The sequence below is a fragment of the Algoriphagus alkaliphilus genome (genome assembly GCF_900103735.1).
Taxonomy (GTDB): domain Bacteria; phylum Bacteroidota; class Bacteroidia; order Cytophagales; family Cyclobacteriaceae; genus Algoriphagus; species Algoriphagus alkaliphilus.
In genome coordinates this window covers 54,005-74,924 of record NZ_FMXE01000010.1, presented here as the reverse complement: position 1 = coordinate 74,924, position 20,920 = coordinate 54,005, and the positions used below count along the sequence as shown (strand labels likewise).

Below are 20,920 nucleotides of genomic sequence, written 5' to 3'. Positions count from 1 at the left end.
TTTAGCAGGATTTTTCATTGTGCAGATGATTGGGTCGATTCCAGATTTCACACCCAATCATCCAATCGGAATTTACCAAATCGGTGGTTCCGCTTTTCCTGTTTTGTACTATTTCAAGAATGCGGACTTATAGTGGTTTTTTTTACTCGGATGACAGTAAATTCCTATTCTTTTCTATAACTAAAACTGATTTTTGAAATAAAATAGAATTCGGTATGGTAATTATTTCTTCATTTTCCGTTTTTAAATGGATAAAAAAATAGGTCAAATCAGACACCTCTCCTTCAAAGGGGAAATCTCTGTCTAATATTTTTATTGTATCTCCTATTTTTATTGGGTGATTAAAAAACAATAATAGGCTTGATGTAACATTCGAGAGTAATGACCAATGGGCAAAAAAAACGATGCCTAATGCAGTCAGGATAGTGCCAACGAAAATAGCTATTTCACCTTGTTTAAGCCCCCACACTGCCGATAGCAGAATGGCTACAGTAATGAAAGAAAATAGATGCATGGCTTTCACAATAGTTTTTCTTCTGCCTCGCTGCAAATGAGTTTTTTTCAGTGTATTGTTGATAACTATTTTAGTCAAGAAATGTGTAGCTATGTAGCCAACCAAAACTACTACGGTTTCTATGATTTGAATTTTGTAAGTTTCCATTCTCTATGATTTTAATTTTAATTCTCGCTCTGAGCCTATTTTATTGACCGTTTCATATAGTAGCGTTGCGTTAGTTACCAACCTATCCAGTTCTTGTCCAAAAAATGCTTCGGTATGCTCATTCCATTTTTTTGGCGATTTGTCTAATTTGCTAAAACTTTAATCTAATCGGACACATCGTTTGGCACAAAAAAAAACGACTCAATCCCCATAAATACTTCACCGTCCCGAATGCTTTCGGGAAGCGGTTTCATTGTTCGTGCTTCGCGCGCAACGAAAACCTAGTTGTTTTTTAGTTGCTGTGGATTTGTTTTTCGGTCTGCTATTTATTATTTCCAATCTTTGTGTCACTTTTTTATGGATTACAATAGTCACAATACATTGGGTCTTCTGTTTTCTTTTTATTTGGAAACATATCTTCCTTAGTGTATTTACAATGTTGGCATTGATAAATATAACTCAGGGTTGAATTAGTCGGGGATCCGCATAAACTACACTCAAGTCCTTTTTTTGCTTGCGTGATTCCAAAACCTGGCATTTGACATTCAGGGCAGGCGGACTTAATTTTTTCAACCAACTTCTTTGCGGCTTTCTTTATCACTTTCATTCGTGTTGGGTTATACATAGCCCTCATATCTGTTTCCGCATAAACAGCGTGATATTTGGAGTGTAGATGGTTAAAGACCGTCTTTAGCGATTCAAGGTCAGTTATTCCTTTACGGATTTCAGAAACATCATCTTTTGTTTTGCGAAGAATTAATCCGTGTGCCGGGAATCCGATTGAATTTGCAAAATCTAAAAGTTCACTCTCGGTTTTTAATTCTTTACCATTGAAATTAGTTTCAGGACTCAATTCTCTGGCTATTATTTCCAGATTGTTTTTCTTGTCAATAAAAATCAAGAATTCATCATCAGCACTCACAAAAAACAAGGATGGATGCGGTCCGAAAGAACCTTCGCTCGCAATACCCAAATCGCAGTCATTCATTTTCATTGCCCTTAGACACTTTTCTCTGGCGGTTGAAATAGGGTCAAGTTCTCTTTCAATTTCACCCGTAAATGTTCCCAAAGTATCGGTATCAAAGGTCTCATCAATAAAGCAGATTACGCCTAATTCCTTCTCAAGAATTGGGGCAATCACATTTTCTTTTTGATGCTTTGTTGCAATAAGTAATTTTCTGTTTTGAAACATTGAACTTAAACTCAATTATTCTTTTTTGTTAACGCCACTCCTTTTTTTGTTTCGTTAAATCGTCCGTTGTCGTAAACTAAGTTGCCATTTACAAATGTATGGGTCACTTTTGTTTGAAATGTTGTTCCGTCTAAAGGTGACCAACCACATTTGGATAAAATATTTTCTTTACTAACTGTCCAACTTGAATTTAAGTCAACAATAGCGAGGTCTGCAAAGTAGCCTTCACGTATAAAACCTCTTTTCTCAATTCGGTAAAGTGTCGCTGGGTTATGACACATTTTTTGAGCGATTTTCTCTAACGAAATAAGTCCTTGTTTGTAGAACTCAAGCATAATGTTTAACGAATGCTGAACGATTGGAGCACCTGACATTGCTTGAAAATAAGGTTTCTGTTTTTCCTCTAAGGTATGTGGTGCGTGGTCTGTCGTTACTAAGTCTATTCTATCGTCCAACAACGCCTTCAATAATCCCTTTTTATCTTTTTCTGTTTTTATAGCTGGGTTCCATTTTATTAGAGTTCCTAAACGCTTATAATCTGTGTCGGAGAACCACAAGTGATGAACCGATACTTCTGTCGTTATATTTTTTTCTTCAAGCGGAATGTCATTACGGAAAAGATGTGTTTCCGCTTCTGTGGTCAAATGCAGAATGTGAAGTCGTGCCTTGTGCTTATTTGCTAAGTCTATTGCTCTTTTAGTTGCTTCGTAACAGGCTTTTTCGCTTCTAATGATTGGATGAAATTCAACAGGCACATCATCGCCATATTTTTCACGATATATGTTTTCATTCTCTTCAACTATTTGTTCTTTTTCGGAATGTATGGCGATGATTGATTTGCAGTTCGCAAATAGTTTTTCCATTGTATCCGGATTGTCGGCAAGTAGGTTTCCTTTCTTGGTAAAGTAAAGTCCGTCATCGGAAACGCCTAAAAGTTTTGATGTGTCGAGGTTGATTACGTAGTCGAGATTGTCACCATTAACACCTAAAAAGAAACCATAGTTGGCTAGGGATTTTTCTGATGCTATTTGATATTTTTCATTGAGTATGTCTATGGTCAATACATTCGGAAACGTATTGGGCATATCAATGAAAGAAGTCACGCCACCTGCAATTGCAGCCTTACTTTCTGTATATAAGTCTGCTTTGTGGGTTAGGCCAGGCTCGCGAAAATGAACTTGTCCGTCAATGATGCCCGGAAATAAATATTTTCCTGTTCCGTCAATAATTTTTGAATTAGTAATGTCTGCGAGCAGTCCAATTTTTTGAATTACGCCATTGTCAATTAGAATGTCGGCAAGGATTATTTGTCCTTCGTTAACGATGCTAATATTTTTGATTAAAGTTCTTTCTGTCATTTAAAATTGTCTGTTTGTATTGGGCCTTCTGCCAATGATGCTAACGCTAATGTCTCTGCAGTGGTGTGCTTCGGAAGCCGCATCCTGTCCCACGAAACCAAACGTGGAACGAAGATAAAAACTTATAGCTTACACGTCACCGAACCATTGAAGAAACATGTTGGTGGTGGCTGTGTGGCGATGCACACGCTTTTCAGTTTCTCGTCCGCTTAACATAGTCCATAAGTATTTTAAAAAACTCAGCAGGTTGTTCCTCTAGAATTTCATGTCCGCATTTTTCTATTACATGTGTTTCACTAAACCTCAGACTTTCCTTTTGAAGGTAAAAAGTCGATTCGCCTTGGTCATCTTGTCTACCATAAACGATAAGAGCTGGTGTTTTTAATTTTTTAAGTTCACTTGTGATATCCCACTTGGTTTCTAATATTTCCTTGTCAATTATTGGAATTGGTTGAAAATTGAAACTGTAAAAAAGGTCGTTGAAGTTTTTTTTTGATATTTTGCTTCTGTCATAGTACATCGCTCGGACGTGGAGAGCAATAAACTCCTTGTATGCAACAACTTCTTTGCAATTTTGAGCTACTAACTTAAGGGAGTCCAACTCTCTTTCGGTCTTTGTTGAAAATAATTTTTGCAGGACGGCCATTGAGTCCAATTCTGGTTTAGACCGTCTCGCAAATTGATTGTCATAAAGTACGTTCCATACTGTATACGATGGAGGAGCCGAACTTACAAGAATGAGATTTGAAACATTTTCCGGATGAAGTATGGCATAATTCATAGCCAACAACCCACCCCATGATATTCCTAATAATGTAACTATTTTATCACCTCGATGCCTCCTTAATAGATCAATATCCTGCGTGTAGTTCTTGATTGATATTGTCGTATGATCTATAGGTATGTCTCTTGATTTTCCCGAACCTCTTTGATGCATTAGAATACAGGTATAAAATGATTTAAGGCTGTCTACGATTTGGCGATATGGATGTTCGGGTGCTTCTCCTGGTCCGCCTGACAAAATGTAAAGTGCGGGCCCTTTACCATATTCTTCATAGTACAATTTTAATGGGCCATTATTGAAGGTCTTAAGATTCTGTCCCAAACAATAAGAATAAGTCAAAAGGAGGATAATGGATAAAATTAGGTTTCTCATCTGTCGAAGATTTCGTTCATTTTCGACCATTCTGTTTTGTCCAACGTTAATTGTCCTCTTATGAAGCAGTTAATGTTGTACATGTGAATAATTTTTGTTCAACGTTTGGATGGCTTCATTGTCCCGGCCACATTGCCACCAACTGTTTGCAGATTTGGGATGTGACGGATTTTAGCACAAAATTTCAATAGAATTTCTATTGTTGAATCTTTCACTAAACTGCCATAGAAGCACTGAACCGCCACTTTTGCAAAACCCATATTGCACTAAACCTGCGGTAGTTTCTTCGATTAGCAGTCGGAAGCCCGTAACTTTTTAACTCATTCATTAACTCTTATTCATCATGAAAAAAAAGATAACCTCCTCCAGACCGCTTGCTCCAAGATAGCTGGATTTGCTGAACTGCTAGCCAAGTTTGAGCAAAAAGTTACTGTGGCTGGCAAAAGTCAAAGCACGGTCACCAACTATGGCCGCCATCTGGCCAAATTGGCCCTTCACCCTCCTCCTACTTTTCCTATTTCTATTTGTTTCCCACCCGATCTTCTCTCAATCCTTCAACATGGAGCAGGTCGGGAAGTTCAGTTTCCCTTCCGAACTCGTCTCCTCTCCCACCGAGGAAGCGATTGCTTGGGCAATGAATGAACAGGGTAAACGTAATGGCTATTGGGCAAAAGCCCCCCCTCTGGCGTAGAATCTCCTCAGCAGCTTTGAAGTTCAAGTGGACGCTAGGTGGAATTTGCAATTCCACCCACTCAAGTTTGGCTAATTTCTAGCATGAAACAGTGCTGATAGGATAGGATTATCTGATTTTTTGAGGGTTTGCATTTTTTTCTGGATGTTTACGAAGTCTGAGAAATTGATTTTTGAAGTGTGGACCCAGTTTATTGCGCGGAATTGGTTGAGGATGTCTCCGGTTGTTGTAGGACTGATTTCTCTGATTTATACCACTTTGGCCGGGGTAGGACTTGGTTCTTGGTAGTTTCTGCGGCCAGCAGAAGCATGGAATAAACGGAAGTGAGGAATGCGGGGACCTTTTCACAGGCTTGCCGGGTTCTGACCTGAGCTTCCCCGCATCCAAGGATAGTTTTCTCGTCTTTGAAGTTGACCTCGATTTCCCATCTCCAGAGATAGGCTTGTAGGAGCGTGGCTAATTCCAGCTCCGGTTCAGTACAGATGAGGTATGCCGGATCCCGGTATAGCAGGCGTGATTTTTTGGTTTTACGATAGGAAATCGGACGGATGATGACCAGTTTAAGATCTTTGTTTCCGGCTTTTCTCCAGCGGACAGCTGGGATTACTTTAAGTTCAAACTCGTGAACTTTTCCTGCTGCCCATGCCTGCACTTTTACCCAAGAATAGTCATCGGACTGGCGGATTTGCTCCGGAGTTGGCAGCGACTTTCCATAGACTTTTTTGCGTCCTTTTCCGGATGTGGGTGGTTCAGGAGGAAGAAAGAGGCTACAGTCTTTTCGGATTCTGCCGATCAGGATGGTGTTTGAAGGAAGTTTCTTTAGAACCGCTTCATTGGTATAGCTTCCGTCTACGCTGACCACCAGTTCCTTGTCGGTGAACCCGTCCTGATCGAGATTTTCACGCAGGAGCTTGATCCGTTGAGCACCGATGACACTGAGCTTAGCTTTTTTCTGAGTTTCCCGAAACAGTTCCCAATCCTGTTCTCACCCTGCTTTACCGGGCTTTTTTACGGTGGGACAATGATGAAGATATATGGGAATAGCTCTGGCCTGTACCGAGCCCATTTTTGAAAAACAGGACAATGAAAGCTGAATGAAACGCAGTCCCCAAACCAGATTAATCTGGAAAGGTGGCCCAAGTGCATCTTTGAGCCAACGGGCACCAAATACGTTTTTCTTTTTTCGTAATAGGGTGTCATCCATGTGGGCAAAAACATACCGCTGTACCGGATCAGCCAATCCGACAACTTTCCTTCGGATGACACCGAAAATCCCGGCAATATCCATCCTGTCCCCTTTAAAAAGGCGATAAGCAGCCGACCAATCCTTAAACTGATCCCACTCGCAGTCAGCCAACCGGTAATGGTGGAACGCCCCATACAGGAAAGTACACCGTTAACCAGCTTTGCGGCTCTTTGCCAAGTCCGAATCTGCTTGAAGCAGGATTGGCATTCTGAAAAAATCCCCTCCAATACGCCTTTTAGGTCTTCTTGGGGAGTTTTTTTTTTAAGGTCTGCAACAGACTGATCACTGCGCTGAAGCACCAGGCGTTGGTGGTCGTCGATGATCCATTCCACCACTTCTCCTTGTTGAAACTCAATGGCCTGAGCCACAGCCGCGGGAAAATTGACATACCACTGTTCACTTTTGGCTCTATTGATTCGCTGTATTTTGGTTAGATACCCCATATCTAGTCTATTAACTAGATATAATGCATCAAAAAAAAGGGCCATAACTTCAATTTATGACACTTTTATTTTCAATATCTAGTAAATAGCCCAACTTCCGCCGCAGTGAGTGATGACACTCACTGCGGCGGAAGTTGGGCCACTCACTGATGCGGAATGAAATGTTCACCCACGTGAGTGTCTCCACACACGTGATCCTAATTTCAGCCCTAATTTTCCATGCAGACACTTATTTTTTAAGAATTTCAAGCATACCCTCAGCGGTCTTTTTACCTATTCCCGGTGTTTCAAGTAAGACATCAGAACTAGCAGAGAAAATCGCCTGAAGACTTCCGAATTTCGTCAAAAGCCTTTCTGCCTTGTCCACACCAATTCCCGGAAACCCTTCCAAAATGTGAAGCTTTTGAGCCAAAAGAGGATCTCTTTTCAATTTTGAAGGAAAAGGTCTGGGATAAAAGCGCTGGTCTTCCAGTTTATCCCGGGTAAGTTGCTTATAGCCCTGAAGCATGACTTCGACCGATTCATGTGTGCTTTTAGTCCGCAAAATCGGCAGTTTGAAAGCAAGAGAAATGGAAAGCATTATCCCCTGAATTGCTTTTGGAGAAAAATCAGTCTTCCTGAATTCCCTGTTTTTCCCTTCCAAAATAAGGCAGGCAGGAATTCGGCTGTTAACCAATTTTCCGGCTTGGGTAAATAATCGTCCGTCTTTGACGGATACACAAAAATCAGGAATGGACTTTCGCTCCACCAAAAAATCTCCGTCAAGCAAAAAATCCCCTACTTCCAACCGCTTTCGATGGATGATCATGTTGCCCAATTCCCGAAACTCACGTTCCAATACACCGGGTTCACGGTCATCGATAGTGACCTGCAAGGGGAAATAACTGGAAGACTTCAGAATTTTGGGCATAAAAATGACAGGAATATCTTATCTAATTTACGAGGTTATCATTTTACACCCTATTGAATCAAGGAGGAAAAATGAAAAGGTGACCTTAACTAATACCCAATTCTAACAACTCTGAAGAAGCATCTGTCTATTTAAAAGGCAAAAAAAATTAAATGAACCCACTTTAAATTTTTATCCTTTTTTTTCTACTAGCTTTAATCCCAAATGCAGTTTATGCGGATTTTGGGGACGTTATTCTTATTTCTCAGTCTAGTCGGATCTTTGGTCTTCGGAAAAGATCAGCTACCTGGCCATTGGGATCAAAGTGTCCCGGAAAACGGCCTGATTTCAAATTCAGATTTTTTTGTTCAGCATTATTCCATTCGAGAAGTCGGCGAACCTTTAGCCAACTGTTTTATTCCTGAAAGACCTGCTTTTCGCTCCCTTCAGAAGTTTGATTCGTTAAAGGTTCTTTTTGCCAATCTTACGGGCTTATCAGCCAATTGCCAATTTCTGGGACGCTGCTACCAAAAATCAGCACACACCATCGAGACAGGTTTACCCGCGTTTCTCATTGCCTTTCCGCACCACTATTTCACCTAGCCCAGGGGATCTTTCGCTTTTCCCTACAAGGTAATCCCCAATTCTAACCAAGGATTAAATCATTCGCTTCTAAACAAAGGCTCCTTATCCGTAATCTGATCAAGGGTAATTCCTCCTTGATTTCCAACGGAACAGTCGGTTTATCTCAGAAGTGAATTCAGTATTTCAAAATCTAATTTCTATGTCACTTCATAAATCAAGCGGGGTCTTGATCCTATTAGCTGTATTGGCTACTCAAGCGGCCATTTTAATTGCTATCAATCTCCTTTTTCCGGGTACTGTTGGCGACCCGATGATGCTTACCAGTCGATGGTTGGGCTTGGTGGCTGTGGTGGGCTATTGCCTCAAAAGAGCTTCGCTCACCACCTGGATATTTGGCAGCATGCTCATCGGAACGGCAATCGGAACAGATTTTCCCGAGGTGGCCACGAATCTGAAAGTAGTCAGTCAGCTTTTCCTCAAACTGATCAAAACCGTGATCGACCCCCTGATTTTTGGGACGCTCGTGGTGGGAATCGCCGGCCACTCCAACTTGAAGCAAGTGGGAAGAATGGGATGGAAATCGCTTTTGTACTTTGAAATCGTCACGACTTTGGCACTGTTGATTTGTCTTTTGGCCATCAACATTTCTCAGGCAGGTGCCGGCATCGAATTGCCTGTAGGTGAAGTTCCGCTTCAGGGAACGGCCAGAACCTGGCAGGAAGTGATCCTCCATATTTTCCCGGAAAATATTGCCAAATCGGTCGGAGAAGGGGAAATTCTTCAAATCGTCATATTCAGTATTCTCTTCGGGATCGGATTGGTCCTGGTAAAGGATGGAAAAAAGAAGCAAGTCATGCTGTACTTCACGGAGAGTCTGTCCGAAGTGATGTTCAATTTCACCCGAATCATCATGTATTTTGCTCCATTCGGAGTCGGAGCAGCGATCGCTTACACGGTAGGTGAAATGGGCCTGGGCATCTTGGTCAATCTCTTTCATTTGCTTGCCACCCTGCACGTGGCCCTCTTGGCCTTTTTGGTCTTGGTATTAATGCCTATTGCGCTGCTGCTAAAGATCCCGGTGATCAAATTTTTGAAAGCCATCTCCGAACCTGTATCCATTGACTTTGGCACTACGAGTTCAGAGGCAGCCCTTCCCAAGGCGATGGAAGCCCTGGATATGGTTAGGACATCGGTCAACGTGATTGGTACCTGCCTGGCTACCAGTGTCATTGCAAAGTGGGAGGGTGAGTTTGGTCTCCCTATAGTCGAAAATCCCGATTTGATCTTGCAGGGTGCCGAATTCACTACCGAAATGCCACATGCTACCAAGAATTAATCAAATCTCTCTGAATCGAGCCAAGTTTTCTCAAAAAGTATAAGCCAAAAATTCCATGTATGAAATTATTCAATCTATTTTGGAGCATTTGAGTCCAGCCATGATTATCAATCGGGGTGGACTTATCGTGCTTTTGGCGATCGTGTTTACCGAAAACGGCGTATTCTTCGGCTTCTTTCTACCTGGGGATTCGCTCTTGTTTCTGGCAGGAATGCTCTGTGGTTTACCGATTTTGGATGTTTCCATCTATCTGTTGGTGGTTTATATAGCCATTTCTGCATTCATTGGATACATCGTCTCCTACTATATAGGGCTGAAATTAGGGACTTGGTTACTATCCCGACCGGATTCTCTGTTTTTCAAATCAAGCTACCTCAATATGGCTTCTTCTTACTTTGATAAGCGACAGCATGGGGCCATCATCATCGGCAGGTTTATTCCCGTCATACGTACCTTTCTGCCACTTTGCCTGGGTCTAATCAAATCCGATTTTAAAAATTTCCTGATTTATAATCTCATCGGGGCTTTATTCTGGACTTCAAGCTTGGTTCTGGCAGGATATTGGTTGAAAATGATCTTTCCTGACCTCATTCATTACCTGGAATGGATCATTTTGACGTTGATCGCTATTACCTCCTTTCCATTGATCAGACAATATCTCAAATTCAAGAGAGGTCCAATTTCCTAACCCGATTTCACAGAGTTGGTTTAGACTTTATCCAAATATCCATTGATAAACAAGTTGTCAAATCCTCTGCAATGCTGCCCAGAATAACTTGACCAACCACAATTTGAAAGATGTGTATTCATAAACTTGCACATCGCAATTGAAATTTGGATCGGAGGAATGATTTGCCAAGCAACCAAGGACTATCGACCAGAATCGAAGGTTTACGACTTTACCGGCCATTTTTCATCCAACTTGAATCCTTGCGGAAACTCATAGTTTAAAATATCCATTTGTCGGTTTCATTACATCCTAACAATACTTCAGCATCGTATATTTGGAAAATCATAATCTAAATGGTTTCAAAACAACCCCTGCCTTATTTTCTCGCATTTACATTACTTTTTCTGAGCAACTTTTCGCTTTGGGCACAGGAAACCACCGGAAAACTTCAGGGCTTTGTATTGGACAACGATAAGACTCCAATTCCCGGAGCTTTGATTCGTGTTGAAAACCGATCCAACGGGAGCAGATTCATTGTCTTCTCGCAAAATGACGGTTATTACGAATTCAATCAACTTCCTCCCGCAGAGACCTACCAGCTCACGGTTCAATACATTGGCTTTTTGGATTTCTCCGAAACAGCGGTTAAAGTGAACCTAGGAAAAACTACCACTGTCACTATTCTTCTCAATCCCGAGGATCTGCAGTTGGATGAAGTACTCATCACTGCCGGAGTGGATTTCATCGAAAACCCCAAAAAGGGAAATGAAACTAGCATTGACGGGACTGCTTTATCCAAAATCCCTTCGCTCAACAGAAGTATTCAAGATGCTACCCGGTTGATTCCGGAGTCCAACCTCAATTCTTTTGGAGGGGCAAATTACCGATTTAACAACCTAAGTATCGATGGATTGGCCACGAATGACGTCTTTGGATTTCAGGAGCCCTCCAGTGGGGCGGCAGGATCGACTGCCTCCGGAACTCCAGGAGGATTGGCCGGAACACAACCCATTGGCTTCGGTGCAATTGAAGAACTTTCGGTCAAAATCGCTCCCTTTGATGTCAGCTATGGGAATTTCTCAGGTGCAAGTATCAACGTGGTAACTAAAAGTGGCACCAATGATTTTGTCGGAAGCTTGTATGGATTTGGGAGAAATGAACTGCTGCAGGGAAAATTTGCCGGAGGTGAACAACAGGAAAAGGCCGCATTTAAGGATGCCCAATTTGGAATGAGTTTGGGCGGTCCGATTATCAAAAACAAGCTGTTTTACTTTCTTAACGTGGAGAGGTCGTATCGAAACGCTCCCTTATTGAATGCACCCGGAAGTCTAAGTTCCAATATTCCCCTGGCATTGGTCACTGCTATTTCCGACACGCTTCAGTCCCGGTATGGTTACGATCCCGGTGCATATCAAAAAACAGCGATCGAGCGGGCAAGCACGAAGTATTTTCTTCGATTCGATTTCAACCTGTCCGAACGGCACAAACTCACCCTGCGAAACAACCTGGTCCAGGGCTATGCGGACAATCTGGAGTGGTCTCAGAATTTTTTCAATTTTGGCAATCAGGGATTCCGGCATAACACATTCACCAACAGTTTTCTGGCTGAGCTTAAAAGCAATCTGGGTCCAAACCTGTCCAATAAATTCACCATTGGCAACACCCACGTGAATGACAACCGGACCTACGCTGGTGATGTTTTTCCCCACTTGGAAATCACTTACAACACGGCCAATACCATCTTTGCAGGAACCTACCGGGAGGCGGCTATCTATGGATTAAAGCTGAATACCACGCAGATTTCAGACAACCTCACGCTGTACAAGGATAGGCATATTCTCACTTTTGGAGGAAATGCCGAACTTAGTTCCATTCAATTTAATTTCCTCACCGCATATAATGGACGTTGGCAGTATTCCTCAGAGGAAGCATTTTTCAATGACCAACCTTCACGGGTACGCGGGGTGTACAATGTCCAAAACAATGCGTTTGATTTCAATAAAAATATCCTCTCTGCCGATTACGGAGTTTTGCTTTTGGCTTTTTATGCACAGGATGAATTCCGGGTCAATCAAAAGCTGAATATCCAATCAGGTGTACGGGTGGATATGCAAAATCACATCGGGAAATTCCCTCTAAACCCCGATCTCAATGTCAATCCTGAATTTGCCGGATTTGAAAATGACATCAACACCAAGCCACAATTGAATCCTCGGGTAAGTTTTGACTATCGCTGGAAAGAAAATGTGCTTTTCAGAGGAGGAACCGGGCTTTTTACCAGTCGAATGCCCTTTTTGTGGTATGCCTATGTGCACTACAATTCAGGAATCACTTACAACAATATCGACTATCGGCCAGCAGGACCACTGCCCATCACACGGGATTTGTCCGAGTTGGCGGCTTTGCAGCCGAAACTGACCGAAATTAACCTCGTAGACAATGGCTTTCAACTTCCACGGGACTGGAAAACCAATTTTGCTGCGGATATACGGCTTAAAAACGGATTTGAACTCACTCTGGAAGCTACCTATGCCAAGGTCATGAGCGGATTACTTTTCCAGTCCATTAACAGGAAAGATTCAGTCGGGAATTTTTCAGGAGCAGACAATCGAAGCTATTTTCTCTCTGGCGGCAAATCCATCCAGATCAATCCGAATTTTACAAATGTCTTTTTGCTCACCAATACCAACCAAGGCTGGAGGTATAATCTGACCGCCGGGCTGAGCAAGAAGACCAAAACCTACCAGGGTTATATCGGCTATACCTTTGGGGAGAGCAAAGACATCTCCAGTACAGTCCGAAGCTCGCATGCGGCGAATTTTGAATGGAATCAGGCTATCAATGGCAACAATCCAGGTTTGGCCTATTCCAACTTTGATCTGAGGCATAAAATCATTTCGACCCAATTTCTAAATTTCGGGCTGGGCAAGAATCAATTCATGACCATCGGTTTGGTCTATAACGGCCGTGCAGGCAGCCCTTTTACCTTCGTGTATGAAGGTGATCTGAATCGGGACGGTTCAGCAAAAAATGACCTGATCTATATCCCGGAAAAACAGGAAGACATTAAATTCAGACCGATCAGAAATTCAAATGGTCAAATCCGTGTCAGTGAATCCGAACAATGGCAGCAGCTGGATGCCTATTTGAATTCCAATTCCTATCTAAAAGCCAATCGGGGTAGCTATGCTGAACGAAATGCTGCACGCACGCCCTGGAATCATCAGGTGGATCTCCGTCTGAGTTCTAACAGGGTATTCGGTGACAACGGCAATCAGCTGAACCTCACCCTGGATGTGTTCAACTTCGGCAACCTGCTAAACCGAAATTGGGGTAAACAGCATTTTGTACCCAATGTGCAGAACTCAGGCTTTGGGCTGATTGATTTTGTGGGAATTGAGGGTGAAAGGCCTGTATTTCAGTTCAAAAACCCTGAAGGAACTCCCTGGCTAATCGATCCGATAGAATCCCGCTGGCAAATGCAGCTGGGATTGGCTTATACTTTTTGATTGGCTAAATCAAATAGTCAACAGACAACGGTCAACAGTTGACGGCAAATTGTAAATAGCTGATTTTTCAGGTTTCTGACTTCAGATTTCGCCTGCGTGAGTGCCCCCATTTACGTGATTGCATTTAAATTGATTGTGATTTTTTCGGAAAAGAAATGATCAACTTCTTCATCTCTGCTATACATTAATATCTCTTTCGATTTGTTTTAAAAAAAGCCTTTATTGAGGGGAAGGAGTCGTGAGTGGGGACACTCACGGCGGCGTAAATCGAGGGGAAGGAGTCGTGAGTGGGGACACTCACGGCGGCGTAAATCTTTCTTTCGTCCTTCTCGCTTTTTGACTTATTACCTAGCTTCTTGTGTCTAGCTTCTTGCTTCTCAAAGGATCGTCTGCCCCAAGGAATACAAACACAGTTTCGCTCATCCCTAAGGGATTTCAGCTGAAACGCCAGGAGAATGTAAGACAAAAACGCCGAGCAAACAGGCGTCAAAATCAAAGGAAGAACGAAGACAGTAGCCAATTTGGAAAAAGCCACATCCCCACCTGAAATGGCCAAGCCGATTCCCCCCATGCCCCGACCATGGCATGGGTGCTCGAAACGGGCATTCCGATTTTGGTAGCAAGGATAACCGTCAAAGCTGCACCCATGGCCACCGAAACGGCAAAAATCGGATCAGAGACAATGCTATCGGGAACAAGCCCACGACCGGAAAAACTCTTAACCAAGCTCACAGCCAAGATAATCGCTGCCAAAGACCCGAGAAAGGTGGTGATCGTGGCCCAGATGATTGCCATTTTATAGGACAATTTTCTGCTTCCATAAAGTGTGGCAAAACCTTTGAAATTAGCATTTGAGCCGTGGCTATAACTAAAAATGCAACTGCGAGAATCAAGAATATCCAAATCATGACACAAGTACGAAAAAAAAATTCTTTAAGATTTTTGAATTGGATAATCGGGATAACTTTTTGATATTCTAAACCAAAACCACCCCTCATGTACGTCAACAGGCATTATCATATTTGGAGCACCATACGCTGGTCAAAAAAACCACTTATCAACGCGCTGTTTTATTCGGCGGCCGTAATCATACTCTATGAAGTCACCGGAATTCCGTTTTCACTTCCTTGGCAGCCTATCTCAGTTATCGGTATAGCGGTAGCTTTTTACCTTGGATTTAAAAACAACAGCTCCTACGATCGGGCATGGGAAGCCCGGAAAATCTGGGGGGCTATAATTAATGACAGTAGATCCATTGCGATTGGCGTTTTGAGCCTTCCCAGGTCAGATGTTCCCTTTGAGTGGCGGAAAGAATTTGTCTATCGTCATATAGCCTGGGTTCTTGCGCTGAAGCACGCGATGCGAAAGATGAAATCCTGGGAGCATGGAGCGAAATTAGAGAACTTGGTTTTTACCCCTTACTATCGGGAAGAAGGTCTGAAAGGAGTCTTTCCGGAATTGGAAAAATACCTCAGCTCTGATCAAATAGAAAACTTAAAAACCTACACCAACATCCCTTTTCATCTTTTGAAAACTCAAAGTTTGGAATTGAAAAAACTGGAGGAAAGCGGAGGAATTACTGAATACATGCATGTGTGGCTGCAGCAATTGATCTCCAAACTTATGGACAGCCAAGGCATGTCGGAGCGGATCAAAAACTTCCCCTTTCCGAGACAATATGCCTCCACCGGTTTGTTTATCAATTACATCTTTTGTGCACTGATTCCATTTGGTTTGCTGGATATTTTCACACAATCCTCCATGCTTCATTATTGGCTAACCGTGCCGTTTTCTACGATCATCATTTGGATTTTCTTTTTGGTGGATCGAATTGGAGACTATTCCGAAAACCCATTTGAGGGAGGATACAATGATGTGCCGATTTCTTCAATCTCACGGGTTATCGAAATTGATTTGCTGGAATTGCTGGAGGAAAAAGACATTCCCGAGCCTTATCCGGTGGAGAATGGGTTTTTGATGTAGGGAGGATTGGGAGTATGGGGTCTTGGAGGCCAGGAGGTATGGGGCTCGATATCTTAAATCTTATTTCGTGACCGCAGGGAGCCTATTTCTATCGTCTTTCTACCATATTTCCAGAATCTCCAAACTTCCCGACCTCCCGACTTCCTAACATCCAAACCCCTCACTCATTCTTAATACTCTTTATGGGATTTGACCAAGCGGCTTTGAGGGTTTGGAAAGTAACAGTGGCGGCAGCGATGATTCCGGCGATCAGACCAGCCCACAGAAAAGTTGTCCAGCCGATGCCTGTCTTGTAAGCGAAATCTTCCAGCCAATTGTTCATTCCGAACCATGATACCGGGATGGCAATCAGGAATCCAATGGCAACCAACTTCAGGAAATCCTTCCCGAGTAAAACCAAAATATTACCAGTCTCTGCTCCCATTACCTTTCGGATACCGATTTCACGGGTACGCTGCTCGGTTGCAAAAGTTACCAAACCCAACAAGCCAAGGATGGAAATCAAAATTGCCAAGACCGAGAAGAAAGTAAAGATGGTTTTCACCTTGGCTTCGGATTCATACTGCCGATTGAATCCCTCATCGACGAAAAGGGGTTCAAAAGGGTAATCGGGTCGCAACTGAGCCCACTCCCCTGCCAGATAGGCCAAGACCTGTTCCCGTTGTGCAGCATCGATCTTGATGCTGACCTGATTGTTTCGATTTTGAGAAATCATGAAAACTATGGGTACGATGGGCTGATGGAGACTTTCGAAATGAAAATCCTGCATCACACCTGTTACAAAGCCTCTTCGGTCACCGTAGAGAAATTGCTTTCCAACAGCCTCCTCGGAATTTGCCCAACCTATGGCTCGAATTGCAGCCTCATTTAAGATAAAAGCTTCGGTAGAATCACTGGCTCGCTGGAAGTCAAAATCCCTTCCAGCCTCAAGCGGTATCCCATAAGTGCTTAGGAAGTTATGCGCAACATGGATATCGGCAATTCGGACATTGAGCTGAGTTAATTCTCCGTTGACTTCAGCTGTGGTTCCCTGAGAATCCAGCAATCTTCCCGAAGGAACCCGGCTGGAAATGCTAACTTCCTTAATTCCGGGATGATTTTCCAGTCGATCTTTTATAATGAGATAATTCGAATTGATTTGTGCACTATTGGGCAAGACCAAAATATCCTCCTTTTGGAAACCTAAATCCTTACTCTGCATGTAATCCAGCTGTCGTACCACCACCAAAACTGCTACAATGAGGATCACAGAAATGGCAAATTGTCCAATGACCAACACAGATCGGAAATTTTCATGACCTTTTCCGGCTTTGAATGCACCCTTTAGCACTTTTGCAGGCATAAAGCCCGACAGAAACAAGGCAGGATAACTTCCGGAAATCAAACCCACAAAAACGATCAAACCAAAAATCCCCAAGAGGTATTCAGGATTTTCGATGAAATTCAGACTGAGATTTTTATCAGTAAAATCAGAAAAAAAGGGCAAAAACAAGTAAACCAACAGGATCGCCAAAACCATGGCAAAAAGTGTCATAACGAAAGATTCTCCCATAAACTGACGGATCAAAACCATTTTATCCGCTCCCATTACTTTGCGAAGCCCCACTTCCATGGATCTCAAGGAAGACCTTGCAGTAGAAAGGTTCATGAAATTGATACAGGCGATCAGGAGAATAAAAAGCGCCACTGCCAGATAGACAACTACATAAGCAATGTTCCCGTTGGGTTCGATTTCAGAAGCCAAATTTGAATGAAGGTGAACATCTGAAATCGGCCAAAGATTAAGCTTAGTGCCTTTAGACATCGGTATTCCGGCTTGGTTTTCTCCCATGTGTCGGTCGATCATCGCAGGAAGTTTGGCTTCGAATGCCTTCCCGTCAACCCCTTCGGCCAATTTGATGAAGGTGGAAAAATTATTGGAGCCATAGTTGGACATGAAGGCTTCCTGTCCGCCGTAAAACTGAACCACAGGGATCATGGAAGCCAGGAAATCCACATGAAAATGGGAGTTTTCCGGCATATCCCTTATCACGCCTCGCACTTGAAAGGTGAATTCCTGACCTGCCAATTCTGCCAATAATTCTTTACCGATTGCTGATTCATTACTAAAATACCGTCTAGCCGTACTTTCAGTCAGTATAATGCCATCCCCTTCCCTCAAGGCTTTTTGGGCTTCGCCTTCAATTATTTCCCATGAAAACAGGTCGAACGATTCCGGATCAGCAAAGAAAAACCGCTCCTCAACCATGGCATTAGAGCCGGATTTGATCAAAGCATCAAAATTGAATAACCGGGCAGAAACTGCGACATCCTCCGGAAAATCGGATTGTATCAATGGACCAAAAGGGGGTGCCAAATGACCCAGATGAAGGCTTTCTTCTCCATCTTGGTTGAACCAAGCCCTGGAAACCCTATATATCCGATCTGCATCAGGATGGTATTTGTCATAGCTCAACTCATACTGAACATACAGCAAGATCACGATACTCACTGCCATGCCGATTGCCAAACCGGTCAGATTGATCAGCACATACATTGGATGCTTTTTGGCATTCCGGAAGACAATTTTGAAGTAGTTTTTGAACATGGTTATTTGATTGAAATATTGGAAGATTTGAAGATTGAAAAATTAGGATCACCCTTTCATTTTCTTTTTTTTACTCTTGGTTCTCGATTCTAAATACTTATGTCTTGTATCTTATGTCTTGTATCTTATGTCTTGTATCTTATGTCTTGTATCTTATGTCTTAATAATTTATTCACTTTTCAAACTTTTCACGGGATTGACTATGGCCGCACTGATGGCCTGATAGCTCACTGTCAGCAACGCTATCAAAAGCGTAATGATGCCTGCAAAGGCGAAAACCCAAATCCCGAGTTCAATTTTGAAAGCAAAAGAATCAAGCCAGTTATCCATCATTTGCCAGGAAACAGGAATCGCAAAGAGAAAAGCTATTCCGACGAGTTTGGCAAAATTCACAGAGAGCAAAAGCACAATACTTCCTACCGAAGCTCCCAAGACTTTGCGAACTCCGATCTCTTTAGTACGCAAAAATGCCGTATAGGCTGCCAAACCGAACAAACCGATACAGGCAATTATAATTGCTAAAAACGAAAATACTCCTAAGATCTGACCTGAAACCCGCTCAGTCCGATACAATTCAGCCAAGTTTTCATCCAAGAATGAATAAGCCAAAGGGCTTCCGTCTGAAAATTCCGACCAAGTAGCCTTCAGCTTATTCAACACTGCCTCTTGGTCAGCACCCGCATAACGAATGGTTAAGAAAGCTGGAAAACCATTTCCATTTCGAATGTTAAAAATCGCCAAGGGCGTGACTGTAGTATGTAAGGATTCAAAATTAAAATTGTCCACTACACCAATCACTGTCAATTCGTTAGGAACCTCCTGCCTAAATGCGGTATTAAAAAGCTTTTTCCCAATCGGATTCTCATCCCCAAAAAATACTTTCACCGCCTCCCTATTCAATATCAAAGAAAGAGAGTCATTGAATTCTTTTTGGAACAATCTGCCTTCCTCAGCGGCAATTCCAAGTGTACTGAAAAAGTCCTCATCGGCGGACATACTCTTGGTGGTTAATACTTTCTGATCTCCCGGCGTGGTGAACTGGGAACCGAAAGTTCGCACTCCAGGGATTGAACTCGAGGTGCCTACAGAAATTACATTGGAAAATCGTTCAATTTCATTCCGAATCACCTCTTGATTTTCTTGATTCGCAAATCGTTCAATGATGACCACATTTTCTTTCTCAAATCCCAAGCTGGAGGATTGGATAAAATCGATTTGTTTATTGACAATCAAGGTGCCTGAAATCAGGATGATAGCGATAGCAAACTGAAAAACAACCAGTCCGTTTCTTAGCCAGTTTTGATTTCCGTTGGCTTGAAGTTTACCCTTTAGAATACTGATGGTATTCAATTTAGAAATATGAAAAGCAGGATAATAGCCTGCCAAAAGTCCTATTAAAATGCCAAATCCAACCAAAATGGGAAGAGCAATTAACACGGCAGAAAGATCTATTCGAAGGGTCTTTTCTGCAAGCTGATTGAAAAATGGAAGCAAAAAACTCACCAAAACAATCCCGATGCCTAAACTGACGAAAGTCAACACCATGGCCTCTAATAAAAACTGAACAACGATTTGATTTCGTTGAGAACCCATTGCTTTCCTTACTCCCACTTCTTTAGCTCGGTCTGCAGATCTTGCCGTGGCCAAATTGATAAAGTTGATGCAAGCTAGGACTAAGATGAAAATAGCAATGGAAATAAAAATATAGACGTATAGGGCATTTCCATTTGCTCTTAATTCAGATTGCAAATTTGAATTCAGGTGAATTGAAGCTAAAGGTTGAAGGAAGTAACGGTATCCATTTCCAGCTTTTGAATAGTCGGAAAATGAAATTCCCAATTCTCGTTCGATCTGTCCTGCCGCATACTTTTCTACCAGGCTTGGAATTTGATTTTCTACTTCTAGAGGATCAGTACCCGGACTTAATTTCAAATAAGTAAATGCCGAAAATCCGGTGAAATTTTCCTGGGCCAGATTGGGAAATGAGACTGATGAAAAAATGTAATCAAACTTTAAATGAGAATTTTCAGGGATATCCTGCATCACTGCAGAAACGGCATAATCCTGATCAAAAAATCGAAATGATTGACCAACAGCATTTACACCTGGAAATAATCTTTGAGCGGTAGTCGTAGTAAGGACAACCGTGTTGGGTTGGCTCAGTGCGGATTGGGCATTACCCTGCAAAATTTCAAACTCAAAAACATTGTAAAAATTAGAATCAGCGGAGATTACATTCTTTTCTTCAATTTTTTCTTCTCCTAGTTCGATGATTAGGGCATTTCCAAAATTGAACAAGCGGACAGATTCCTCTACGCCCTTGATTTCCTCTGCTATGACTTCAGAATAGCTATCGGGAATAATCGCATAAAAGCTGGAGTGATCCGGGTAGATTCGCTCCAAAGCTACCCGATAAATATTTCCCTTATTCGGAATCCATTGATCATAGGACAATTCGTCCTTGACAAACAGCATGATCAAAATGCAGCAAACAAAGCCTAAGGTCAATCCGAAAATATTGATTGCTGAATAGACTTTGTTTTTGACAAGATTCCGATAGGCGATTTTCAGGTAATTTTTGAACATTATTTCGGATTGGAAAATTGAAAGATTG

15 protein-coding genes are annotated in these 20,920 nt (G+C 42.3%); 5 read left to right on the top strand and 10 right to left on the bottom strand.

The window, feature by feature from the left end; translation table 11 throughout:
* Positions 1-142 precede the first annotated feature (142 nt).
* The 4 genes from BLQ81_RS08695 to BLQ81_RS08680 all read right to left on the bottom strand — a co-directional run bounded on the left by BLQ81_RS08695 (position 143) and on the right by BLQ81_RS08680 (position 4,367).
* Positions 143-661, bottom strand: a complete 519-nt coding sequence (locus BLQ81_RS08695) for a mechanosensitive ion channel domain-containing protein (protein ID WP_092729566.1) — start codon at positions 659-661, stop codon at positions 143-145.
* Between the two features lie 355 nt (positions 662-1,016).
* A complete protein-coding gene (locus tag BLQ81_RS08690; protein WP_092729565.1) occupies positions 1,017-1,853 on the bottom strand; it encodes a DUF6671 family protein in 837 nt (278 codons plus the stop codon).
* Between the two features lie 11 nt (positions 1,854-1,864).
* Positions 1,865-3,211 (bottom strand): dihydroorotase, encoded by a 1,347-nt coding sequence (locus BLQ81_RS08685; protein ID WP_092729564.1) that lies wholly within the window; start codon positions 3,209-3,211, stop codon positions 1,865-1,867.
* Positions 3,212-3,404: 193 nt separating this feature from the next.
* Positions 3,405-4,367: an alpha/beta fold hydrolase gene (locus tag BLQ81_RS08680; RefSeq protein ID WP_175454195.1), complete on the bottom strand. Its 963-nt coding sequence runs from the start codon at positions 4,365-4,367 to the stop codon at positions 3,405-3,407.
* 466 nt (positions 4,368-4,833) lie between these two features.
* Between BLQ81_RS08680 and BLQ81_RS08675 the strand changes: the two genes are divergently transcribed.
* Entirely contained in the window at positions 4,834-5,058 is a 225-nt protein-coding gene (locus BLQ81_RS08675; protein WP_139183597.1) for a hypothetical protein, read from the top strand.
* A 190-nt stretch (positions 5,059-5,248) separates the two neighbouring features.
* Here the strand turns inward: BLQ81_RS08675 and BLQ81_RS22675 are convergent, their stop codons facing one another.
* The 3 genes from BLQ81_RS22675 to BLQ81_RS08660 all read right to left on the bottom strand — a co-directional run bounded on the left by BLQ81_RS22675 (position 5,249) and on the right by BLQ81_RS08660 (position 7,657).
* On the bottom strand, positions 5,249-5,920 hold the full coding sequence (locus BLQ81_RS22675; protein WP_245693216.1) for a hypothetical protein: 672 nt from the start codon (positions 5,918-5,920) through the stop codon (positions 5,249-5,251).
* A gap of 146 nt (positions 5,921-6,066) precedes the next feature.
* Positions 6,067-6,747 carry a hypothetical protein gene (locus tag BLQ81_RS22670; RefSeq protein WP_245693215.1) on the bottom strand — a complete coding sequence of 227 codons (681 nt, stop codon included), beginning with the start codon at positions 6,745-6,747 and terminating at the stop codon, positions 6,067-6,069.
* 229 nt (positions 6,748-6,976) lie between these two features.
* Positions 6,977-7,657 carry an ERCC4 domain-containing protein gene (locus BLQ81_RS08660; RefSeq protein WP_092729561.1) on the bottom strand — a complete coding sequence of 227 codons (681 nt, stop codon included), beginning with the start codon at positions 7,655-7,657 and terminating at the stop codon, positions 6,977-6,979.
* 763 nt (positions 7,658-8,420) lie between these two features.
* Here BLQ81_RS08660 and BLQ81_RS08650 point away from each other — a divergent pair.
* The 3 genes from BLQ81_RS08650 to BLQ81_RS08640 all read left to right on the top strand — a co-directional run bounded on the left by BLQ81_RS08650 (position 8,421) and on the right by BLQ81_RS08640 (position 13,736).
* Complete coding sequence (locus BLQ81_RS08650) at positions 8,421-9,557, top strand: dicarboxylate/amino acid:cation symporter (protein ID WP_092729559.1); 1,137 nt, start codon at positions 8,421-8,423, stop codon at positions 9,555-9,557.
* Between the two features lie 55 nt (positions 9,558-9,612).
* The gene (locus BLQ81_RS08645) at positions 9,613-10,245 is read left to right on the top strand and encodes a DedA family protein (protein ID WP_092729558.1); all 633 of its coding nucleotides are present in this window, start codon (positions 9,613-9,615) and stop codon (positions 10,243-10,245) included.
* Between the two features lie 335 nt (positions 10,246-10,580).
* Positions 10,581-13,736 carry a TonB-dependent receptor gene (locus BLQ81_RS08640; protein ID WP_092729557.1) on the top strand — a complete coding sequence of 1,052 codons (3,156 nt, stop codon included), beginning with the start codon at positions 10,581-10,583 and terminating at the stop codon, positions 13,734-13,736.
* A gap of 492 nt (positions 13,737-14,228) precedes the next feature.
* Here BLQ81_RS08640 and BLQ81_RS08630 read toward each other — a convergent pair whose 3' ends face one another.
* Positions 14,229-14,639: an inorganic phosphate transporter gene (locus BLQ81_RS08630; RefSeq protein WP_175454194.1), complete on the bottom strand. Its 411-nt coding sequence runs from the start codon at positions 14,637-14,639 to the stop codon at positions 14,229-14,231.
* A 93-nt stretch (positions 14,640-14,732) separates the two neighbouring features.
* On the opposite strand from BLQ81_RS08630, the gene BLQ81_RS08625 reads away from it, so the two are divergent.
* Positions 14,733-15,719, top strand: a complete 987-nt coding sequence (locus tag BLQ81_RS08625) for a bestrophin family protein (protein ID WP_092729554.1) — start codon at positions 14,733-14,735, stop codon at positions 15,717-15,719.
* A 160-nt stretch (positions 15,720-15,879) separates the two neighbouring features.
* Here BLQ81_RS08625 and BLQ81_RS08620 read toward each other — a convergent pair whose 3' ends face one another.
* Complete coding sequence (locus tag BLQ81_RS08620; protein WP_092729553.1) at positions 15,880-18,306, bottom strand: ABC transporter permease; 2,427 nt, start codon at positions 18,304-18,306, stop codon at positions 15,880-15,882.
* Between the two features lie 168 nt (positions 18,307-18,474).
* Entirely contained in the window at positions 18,475-20,892 is a 2,418-nt protein-coding gene (locus BLQ81_RS08615) for an ABC transporter permease (protein WP_092729552.1), read from the bottom strand.
* Positions 20,893-20,920: the final 28 nt, after the last annotated feature.